Origin of the sequence: Microbacterium sp., assembly GCF_051860965.1 — a bacterium.
Taxonomy (GTDB): Bacteria; Actinomycetota; Actinomycetes; order Actinomycetales; family Microbacteriaceae; genus Microbacterium.
In genome coordinates, this window is sequence record NZ_JBIMKU010000003.1 from 500,090 (window position 1) to 506,642 (window position 6,553).

General features: G+C 69.2%; 8 protein-coding genes. 4 read left to right on the top strand and 4 right to left on the bottom strand.

Annotated elements, in window-relative coordinates; translation table 11 throughout:
• Position 1 precedes the first annotated feature (1 nt).
• Genes ACTIFV_RS08260 through dapD form a run of 3 tightly spaced genes read right to left on the bottom strand, consistent with a single transcriptional unit; the run spans position 2 to position 2,654 of the window.
• Complete coding sequence (locus tag ACTIFV_RS08260; RefSeq protein ID WP_439592289.1) at positions 2-841, bottom strand: MerR family transcriptional regulator; 840 nt, start codon at positions 839-841, stop codon at positions 2-4.
• A 25-nt stretch (positions 842-866) separates the two neighbouring features.
• Positions 867-1,664 carry a polyphosphate kinase 2 gene (gene ppk2, locus ACTIFV_RS08265; RefSeq protein ID WP_439592290.1) on the bottom strand — a complete coding sequence of 266 codons (798 nt, stop codon included), beginning with the start codon at positions 1,662-1,664 and terminating at the stop codon, positions 867-869.
• Positions 1,665-1,697: 33 nt separating this feature from the next.
• Positions 1,698-2,654: a 2,3,4,5-tetrahydropyridine-2,6-dicarboxylate N-succinyltransferase gene (gene dapD / locus ACTIFV_RS08270; RefSeq protein WP_439592291.1), complete on the bottom strand. Its 957-nt coding sequence runs from the start codon at positions 2,652-2,654 to the stop codon at positions 1,698-1,700.
• 176 nt (positions 2,655-2,830) lie between these two features.
• On the opposite strand from dapD, the gene dapE reads away from it, so the two are divergent.
• The 3 genes from dapE to ACTIFV_RS08285 all read left to right on the top strand — a co-directional run bounded on the left by dapE (position 2,831) and on the right by ACTIFV_RS08285 (position 5,370).
• Positions 2,831-3,901 carry a succinyl-diaminopimelate desuccinylase gene (gene dapE / locus ACTIFV_RS08275; RefSeq protein WP_439592292.1) on the top strand — a complete coding sequence of 357 codons (1,071 nt, stop codon included), beginning with the start codon at positions 2,831-2,833 and terminating at the stop codon, positions 3,899-3,901.
• A complete protein-coding gene (locus tag ACTIFV_RS08280; protein WP_439592293.1) occupies positions 3,889-5,124 on the top strand; it encodes a hypothetical protein in 1,236 nt (411 codons plus the stop codon). Before dapE ends, ACTIFV_RS08280 begins: the two co-directional genes overlap by 13 nt.
• Before the next feature lie 72 nt (positions 5,125-5,196).
• Positions 5,197-5,370: a DUF3117 domain-containing protein gene (locus tag ACTIFV_RS08285; protein WP_248152662.1), complete on the top strand. Its 174-nt coding sequence runs from the start codon at positions 5,197-5,199 to the stop codon at positions 5,368-5,370.
• 56 nt (positions 5,371-5,426) lie between these two features.
• Here the strand turns inward: ACTIFV_RS08285 and ACTIFV_RS08290 are convergent, their stop codons facing one another.
• Positions 5,427-6,062, bottom strand: a complete 636-nt coding sequence (locus tag ACTIFV_RS08290; protein ID WP_439592294.1) for an O-methyltransferase — start codon at positions 6,060-6,062, stop codon at positions 5,427-5,429.
• Between the two features lie 72 nt (positions 6,063-6,134).
• Between ACTIFV_RS08290 and ACTIFV_RS08295 the strand changes: the two genes are divergently transcribed.
• Positions 6,135-6,524: a Sec-independent protein translocase TatB gene (locus ACTIFV_RS08295; RefSeq protein ID WP_439592295.1), complete on the top strand. Its 390-nt coding sequence runs from the start codon at positions 6,135-6,137 to the stop codon at positions 6,522-6,524.
• Positions 6,525-6,553 lie beyond the last annotated feature (29 nt).

A 6,553-nucleotide genomic window follows, 5' to 3' on the forward strand; every position in this document is an offset into this window, starting at 1 on the left:
GTCAACGCGCGGGCGGAGACACGATCGGCTGCTGCAGCTGCGTGAGCCACTCGGACTGCGGCAGCGGCTCGGACTCGAGGTAGACCTCGCGGCTCGGGCCCGCGAGCTCGACGCCCGCCTCAGCGAGGCTCGTCATGAACTCGTGGTACGCGCCGCCGATGCCGGGCATGTCGCCGCGGTAGTCGTAGATCGCCGCGTGTTCGACGGCGGGAAGCTCGACGATCTGCCAGGCCTCGTTCTCGACCGGCTCGTCGCCCGCGATCCAGGAGACCCACACCCGGAGTCCGTCTGTGCCCTCGACCGGCTCGTACCAGAACGTTCCGGGCTCGTGGAACTCGACGCCGGACTCCTGCAGCGCGCGCAGGAGCGGCGGCAGGATCTCGTCGACGACGGGGGAGACGAACTGCGGTCCCATCCCTCCGGCGACGGCGGTCGCGGCGTAGACGGTCACGGCGGGCAGGCTCGTGTAGGTGATGTCGGGCATGGGTGTGGTTCCTTCCGTGAGGGAGAGCCGCGCGTCGATGCGGGCGATGCGTTCGGTGTCTGCTGCCACCGCCTCCGCGAGCTCGTTCCGGCGGCGAGCCAGGACGACCCGCAGGGCCGCCTCCTCGTCATCGGCACCCAGCACAGCGGCGGCGTCGTCGAGCGAGCAGCCGAGTTCGCGCAGCTCGACGATCCGCAGCAGCTGTGCGAGCTGAGCGGGGTCGTAGCGGCGGTAGCCCGTGTACTCGTCGACGCGATGGGGCTCGAGGAGCCCGATCTTGTCGTAGTGGCGCAGCATCCGGGCGCTCACTCGTCCGTAGGCGGCGAACTCTCCGATGGTGTACATGATGGAGACCACGTTCGACCCTGACACCGTGTGAAGGTCAAGCGGTGAGGCTCGACGCGTAGTCGTCCACGATCTCGCCGCGGTCGCGGGGAGGCCGTTCGTAGCCTCCGGCTTCCGGACGCTCGGGGATCTCGATCTCGGGACGCTCGACCTCGGCGTAGGGGATCTTCGACAGCAGGTGATGGATCATGTTGATCCGACCCCGGCGCTTGTCCTCGTTGTCGACCTCGAACCACGGCGCCTCCGGGATGTCGGTCTGGACCATCATCGTGTCCTTCGCGCGGGAGTAGTCCTCCCACTTCGTGATCGACAGCACGTCGTTCGGGCTCAGCTTCCACCTGCGCATCGGATCCTCGTTGCGGGACTGGAACCGGTTCTCCTGCTCGACGTCCGAGACGCTGAACCAGTACTTCAGCAGGATGATGCCGTCCTCGACGAGCATCCGCTCGAAGATGGGCACCTGGTGCAGGAAGCGGTGGTACTCGGCGTTCGAGCAGTACCCCATGACGTGCTCGACGCCCGCCCGGTTGTACCAGGAGCGGTCCATCAGCACGATCTCACCCGCGGCGGGGAGCTGCGCGATGTAGCGCTGGAAGTACCACTGCGTCTTCTCGCGCTCGGTCGGCGCGGGGAGAGCGGCGATGCGCGTGACACGGGGGTTGAGGTACTCGGTGATGCGTTTGATCGTGGAGCCCTTGCCCGCGGCATCCCGCCCCTCGAAGATCACGACGATACGGGCGCCGGACGACTGCACCCACGCCTGCATGTCGACGAGCTTCGCCTGCAGGGCCTTCAGCTCGGTTTCGTAGATCTTCTTGTCGAGACGCTTGCTCATTCCCTGAGCATAGGCCCCGTGTGCGCTGCGCCCTCAGGCGTGGAGCGCCTCGTTCAGCGTGACGCCCGCGCCGGCCCGGCGGACGGCTTCGATCGCGCCCGTCACGGAGTTGCGGCGGAAGAGGATGCCGTTGCGCCCCGAGAGCTCCGCGCCCTTGACGACGGGCTTCGCGCCGTCGGCGCGTGGAGCCTCGTCGGCGAGCACGATCTTCGAGCCCGCCGTGACGTAGAGGCCGGCCTCGACGACGCAGTCGTCGCCGATCGAGATGCCGACGCCCGCGTTCGCCCCGAGCAGCGAGCGCGCGCCGATCGACACGCGGTGCGATCCGCCGCCCGAGAGCGTGCCCATGATGGATGCCCCGCCGCCGATGTCGCTGCCGTCGCCGACGACGACGCCCTGCGAGATCCGCCCCTCGACCATCGAGGCGCCGAGCGTGCCGGCGTTGAAGTTGACGAAGCCCTCGTGCATGACGGTCGTGCCGGGGGAGAGGTAGGCCCCCAGCCGCACACGGCTCGCGTCGGCGATCCGCACACCCGGCGGGGTGACGTAGTCGAGCAGGCGGGGGAACTTGTCGAGCCCCTGCACCTGGATGCCGTCGCGCTGCAGGAAGGGCCGCAGACGCGTCAGGTCGTCGGGATGCATCGGGCCCGCGCTCGTCCACGCGACGTTCGGCAGGTGGCCGAAGATGCCGGTCAGATCGACGTCGTTCGGTCGCACGAGCCGGTGCGAGAGCGCCTGCAGGCGCAGGTAGGCGTCCGACGTCGATTCGGGCGCGGCATCCAGGTCCGACTCGATGAGCACGACGTCGACCGAGACCGCCCGACGCTCGTCGGGCACGGCGAGGCGGTCGAGCTCGTCGGGGGCGATCGCGGGGTCGAGTCCGAGCGGGATGCGCCCGAGCGCAGGAGCCGGGAACCAGGTGTCGAGCACGGTGCCGTCCGCTGCACTCGTCGCGAGTCCGAAACCCCACACCCAACGCTCGTCGCTCATGCCTCAACGCTACCGGGGTGACTGACCGCTGCCGAACCCACCCGATCGTCGCCAACCCACTCGCTTTCGTCGACGCATGTGCGTGGGTTCGCGGAAAGTGCGTGGGTTCGCGACGGTGTGCGGGCGCGCGAGGAGCGTGGGTTCGCAACGGCCGGCGGCAAAACTAGACTCGGGGGATGCCGAAGCTCGATCTGACAGCGCCCTCGATCGACCTCACCCGCACGATCTGCGACATCCCGAGCGTCTCCGACGACGAGACGACGCTCGCCGACCTCATCCACGAGGCCGTGCTCGCGCTGCCCCACCTCGAGGTCTACCGCGACGGCGACACGATCGTCGCCCGCACGAATCTGGGCCGCGCGCAGCGCGTCGCGATCGCGGGGCACATCGACACCGTGCCGATCAACGGCAACGTGCCCACCCGCGACATCGCGATCGACGGCGAGCCGTTCATCTGGGGTCGCGGCACCGTCGACATGAAGGCCGGTGTCGCGGTGCAGCTCAAGCTCGCGCACGATCTCTCCGACCCTCGCGTCGACCTCACGTGGATGTGGTACGACCACGAGGAGGTGGACGCCGACCTCAACGGCCTGACGCGACTCGCCCGCACACGACCCGACCTCTTCGAGGCCGACTTCGCGATCCTCGGCGAGCCGTCGAACGGCACCGTCGAGGGGGGATGCAACGGCAATCTCCGTGCGATCGTGCGCACGCACGGCGTCCGCGCCCACAGCGCCCGCGCCTGGATCGGCGAGAACGCGATCCACAAGGCCGCTCCCGTGCTCACCCGTCTCGCCGAATACCGCCCGCGCGAGATCCTCGTCGACGGTCTCGAGTACCGCGAGGGCATGAACGCCGTCCGTATCGACGGCGGGATCGCGGGCAACGTGATCCCCGACCTGTGCGAGATCGAGGTCAACTACCGCTTCGCGCCGAGCCGCTCCGCCGACGAGGCGGTCGCCCACGTGCGGAGCGTGTTCGACGGCTTCGAGGTGGATGTCGTCGACATCGCGCCCGGAGCACGCCCGGGCCTGGACGCGCCGCTGGCGCAGGAGTTCCTCGCGGCCGTGGGCGGGGACCCGCGTCCCAAGTACGGCTGGACCGACGTCGCGCGCTTCTCGGCGATGGGCGTCCCCGCGGTCAACTACGGTCCGGGCGACCCGCACCTCGCCCATCACGACGAGGAACGCGTGCCGCTCGCCCACATCGTGGACGTCGAGCGCGGACTCCGTGCGTGGCTGACCTGATCGAACCGGCACCACCCCGGCGACGATTCGCCCTCTCGTGGAGGGAGAGTCCGATCCCGGTGCGGATCGGCATCCTCTACGTCCTCTCGCGACTGGTGACGACCGGCTTCTTCCTGATCGCGGCCGAGCTCTCCGGGCCCACGTCGCGCTTCGGCGAGAACGCGACACTCGGCTCGCTCGCCCTGGGCTGGGACGCGCAGTGGTACTGGTACGCGGCCGTCAACGGGTACCCCGTCGACCTGCCGACCAACGACGCGGGTCAGGTCGCCGAGAACGCGTGGGCGTTCATGCCGATCTACGCATATCTCGCTCGGCTGATCGGCATCCCGCTCGGTGCGTGGGGAGCCGGCGCCGTGTTCATCTCGCTGGTCGCGGGGTTCTTCGCCTGCCTCGTGCTGTTCCGGATGCTGCGGCCGCGCCTCGACGAGGGATCCGCGCTCTGGGCGGTGCTGTTCTTCGCCTCCGGGCCCCTCGCCGCGCTCTTCCAGGTCGGCTACGCCGAATCGCTCTTCCTCCTGATGCTGTTCCTCAGCATCCTGGCGGTGATGCGCCGCCGGTACGCATGGCTGTACCTGCTGATCCCGCTCATGGGCTATACGCGGCCCGGCGTGCTGGCGTTCGCCCTGTTCCTCGGACTGCACGGCATCCATCGCTGGCTCACGCGACGCACCGAGCCTCTGCCGACCCGGCAGATCGTGCACATCGTGCTCGCCGGGCTGCTCGCCGTCGTCGTGGGCTTCTCATGGCAGCTGATCGCGGGCTTCGTGACGGGGGATGCCGGCGCCTACCTCGCGACCGAACTCGCGTGGCGGCGCAATTGGATCGGCGACGCCTCCGCGCACTTCATCCCGTTCGAGGGATGGGTGCTCGCCGCGGGATTCTGGTTCCAGACCTGGGGACTCACGGCCGTCACGGGGTATGTCGCGCTGGGCATCCTGGTCCTCGGCCTCGCGGCGCTGCTGCTGTTCGAGCCGCACGTGAAGCGCCTCGGACCCGATATCCGGCTCTGGTCGGCCAGCTATCTGGTGTATCTGCTGCTCGTGTTCTTCCCGCAGTCGAGCGTGTTCCGGCTGCTCGTGCCGCTCTCGCCCCTGTGGGGAGCGGTCGCGATACCGCGCTCGCGGCCGTGGCGGGTGGGCGTGCTGGTCGTCGGAATAGCGCTGCAATGGTGGTGGATCTACAACATGTACGCGCTCGCGAACGCCTACTGGCAGATCCCCTGAGAGGCAAGAGCGCCTCGTCGTGTCCGTGCGTTCGGTAAACTGTCAGTCAAGACCTGACGAAAGGGAGCCGCTATGGCAGCCATGAAGCCGAGAACCGGAGACGGGCCGATGGAGGCCGTCAAGGAGGGCCGCCTCATCATCGTGCGTGTGCCGCTCGAAGGAGGAGGGCGTCTCGTCGTCTCTGTGAACGACGCTGAGGCCAAGGAGCTCTACGACGTTCTGGGCGGAGTCGTCGCTCCCGTCTGAGACGTCGTCGACACGAAACGGCCGGTCATCTGACCGGCCGTTTCGCGTATGCTCCGTCAGTCCCGGGGCAGCGTCGTCAGCTGCAGCAGCCCTTCGCCGACGATCGACAGGGCGCCGATCACGGCGGGGGAGGACTGCGTCTCCTGGATGAGCGAGCGGTACGCCGTCGTGACGGCGTCGCGGCGGACGGGGTCTGCGACCGCGCCGCCGGCGAGCACCCGCGGAACGAGCACCGTGCCGCCGGCGCGCACGAGCCGCAGGCCGTGCTCGACGTACTCGATGACGCCCTCGGGATCGGCATCCACGAGCACGATGTCGTACGACGCTTCGTTCATGCGGGGGAGCACCTCGGCGGCGCGCCCCGTGATGAACCGGGCGCGGGCCGCGGGGATCCTGGCGTCGGCGAACGCCTGGCGTGCGGCGCCCAGGTGCTCCGGCTCCTTGTCGATCGTCGTGAGGGTCGCGCGAGGCGAGCCGTGCAGCAGCCAGAGCCCGGACACGCCGGCTCCTGTGCCGATCTCGACGATGTTGAGGGCCTGGGATGCCGCGGCCAGCACGGCGCATTGCGCCCCGACGGCAGGGCTGATCGGCGACGCGCCGAGCTCGAGGGCGTGCGTTCGCGCCCTCGAGATGTGCTCCGGCTCGATCGTCGCCTCTTCGGCGAACCGCTGGTTCGCATCCTGTCCGCTCATGGTGGCTCCTTCGTGCACAGCCTAGGCGTCGCCGGTGCGCCTCCCGCTCAGGCGCGGCGGTAACCTTGCTTCATGTTCTTCGGGCTCACGATCGAGAAGCTGCTGCTGATCGGCCTCGTCGCAGCGCTCGTGATCGGCCCGGAACGACTTCCCCGCTACGCCGAGGTGCTCGCCACCTTCACGAAGCGCGCGCGCGACTGGATCTCGTCCGCGCGCACCCGGGTGCGCGACGAGATGGGCGATGAGTTCGACGACGTCGACTGGAAGACGCTCGACCCCCGTCAATACGACCCGCGCCGCATCATCCGCGAGGCGCTGCTCGACGATTCGCCCGTGGTGAAGCCCGTCTCGCCGAACGCGATGACGAAGGCGCCGGCCGTGGCGACGCCCCCGCTCGAGGCTCCTGTGCCGTCGCCGTTCCGCGCGGGCGCGGTGCCGCCGTACGACTCCGAAGCGACCTAGCTGTTCTTCCCCGTGAGGTTGTGAACGCG

What these genes read in the sequence shown, in the direction of transcription:
- ppk2 (WP_439592290.1), bottom strand. Translation starts at nt 1,664, where the DNA reads ATGAGCAAGCGTCTCGACAAGAAGATCTACGAAACCGAGCTGAAGGCC.
- dapD (WP_439592291.1), bottom strand. Translation starts at nt 2,654, where the DNA reads ATGAGCGACGAGCGTTGGGTGTGGGGTTTCGGACTCGCGACGAGTGCA.
- dapE (WP_439592292.1), top strand. Translation starts at nt 2,831, where the DNA reads ATGCCGAAGCTCGATCTGACAGCGCCCTCGATCGACCTCACCCGCACG.
- ACTIFV_RS08285 (WP_248152662.1), top strand. Translation starts at nt 5,197, where the DNA reads ATGGCAGCCATGAAGCCGAGAACCGGAGACGGGCCGATGGAGGCCGTC.
- ACTIFV_RS08290 (WP_439592294.1), bottom strand. Translation starts at nt 6,062, where the DNA reads ATGAGCGGACAGGATGCGAACCAGCGGTTCGCCGAAGAGGCGACGATC.
- ACTIFV_RS08295 (WP_439592295.1), top strand. Translation starts at nt 6,135, where the DNA reads ATGTTCTTCGGGCTCACGATCGAGAAGCTGCTGCTGATCGGCCTCGTC.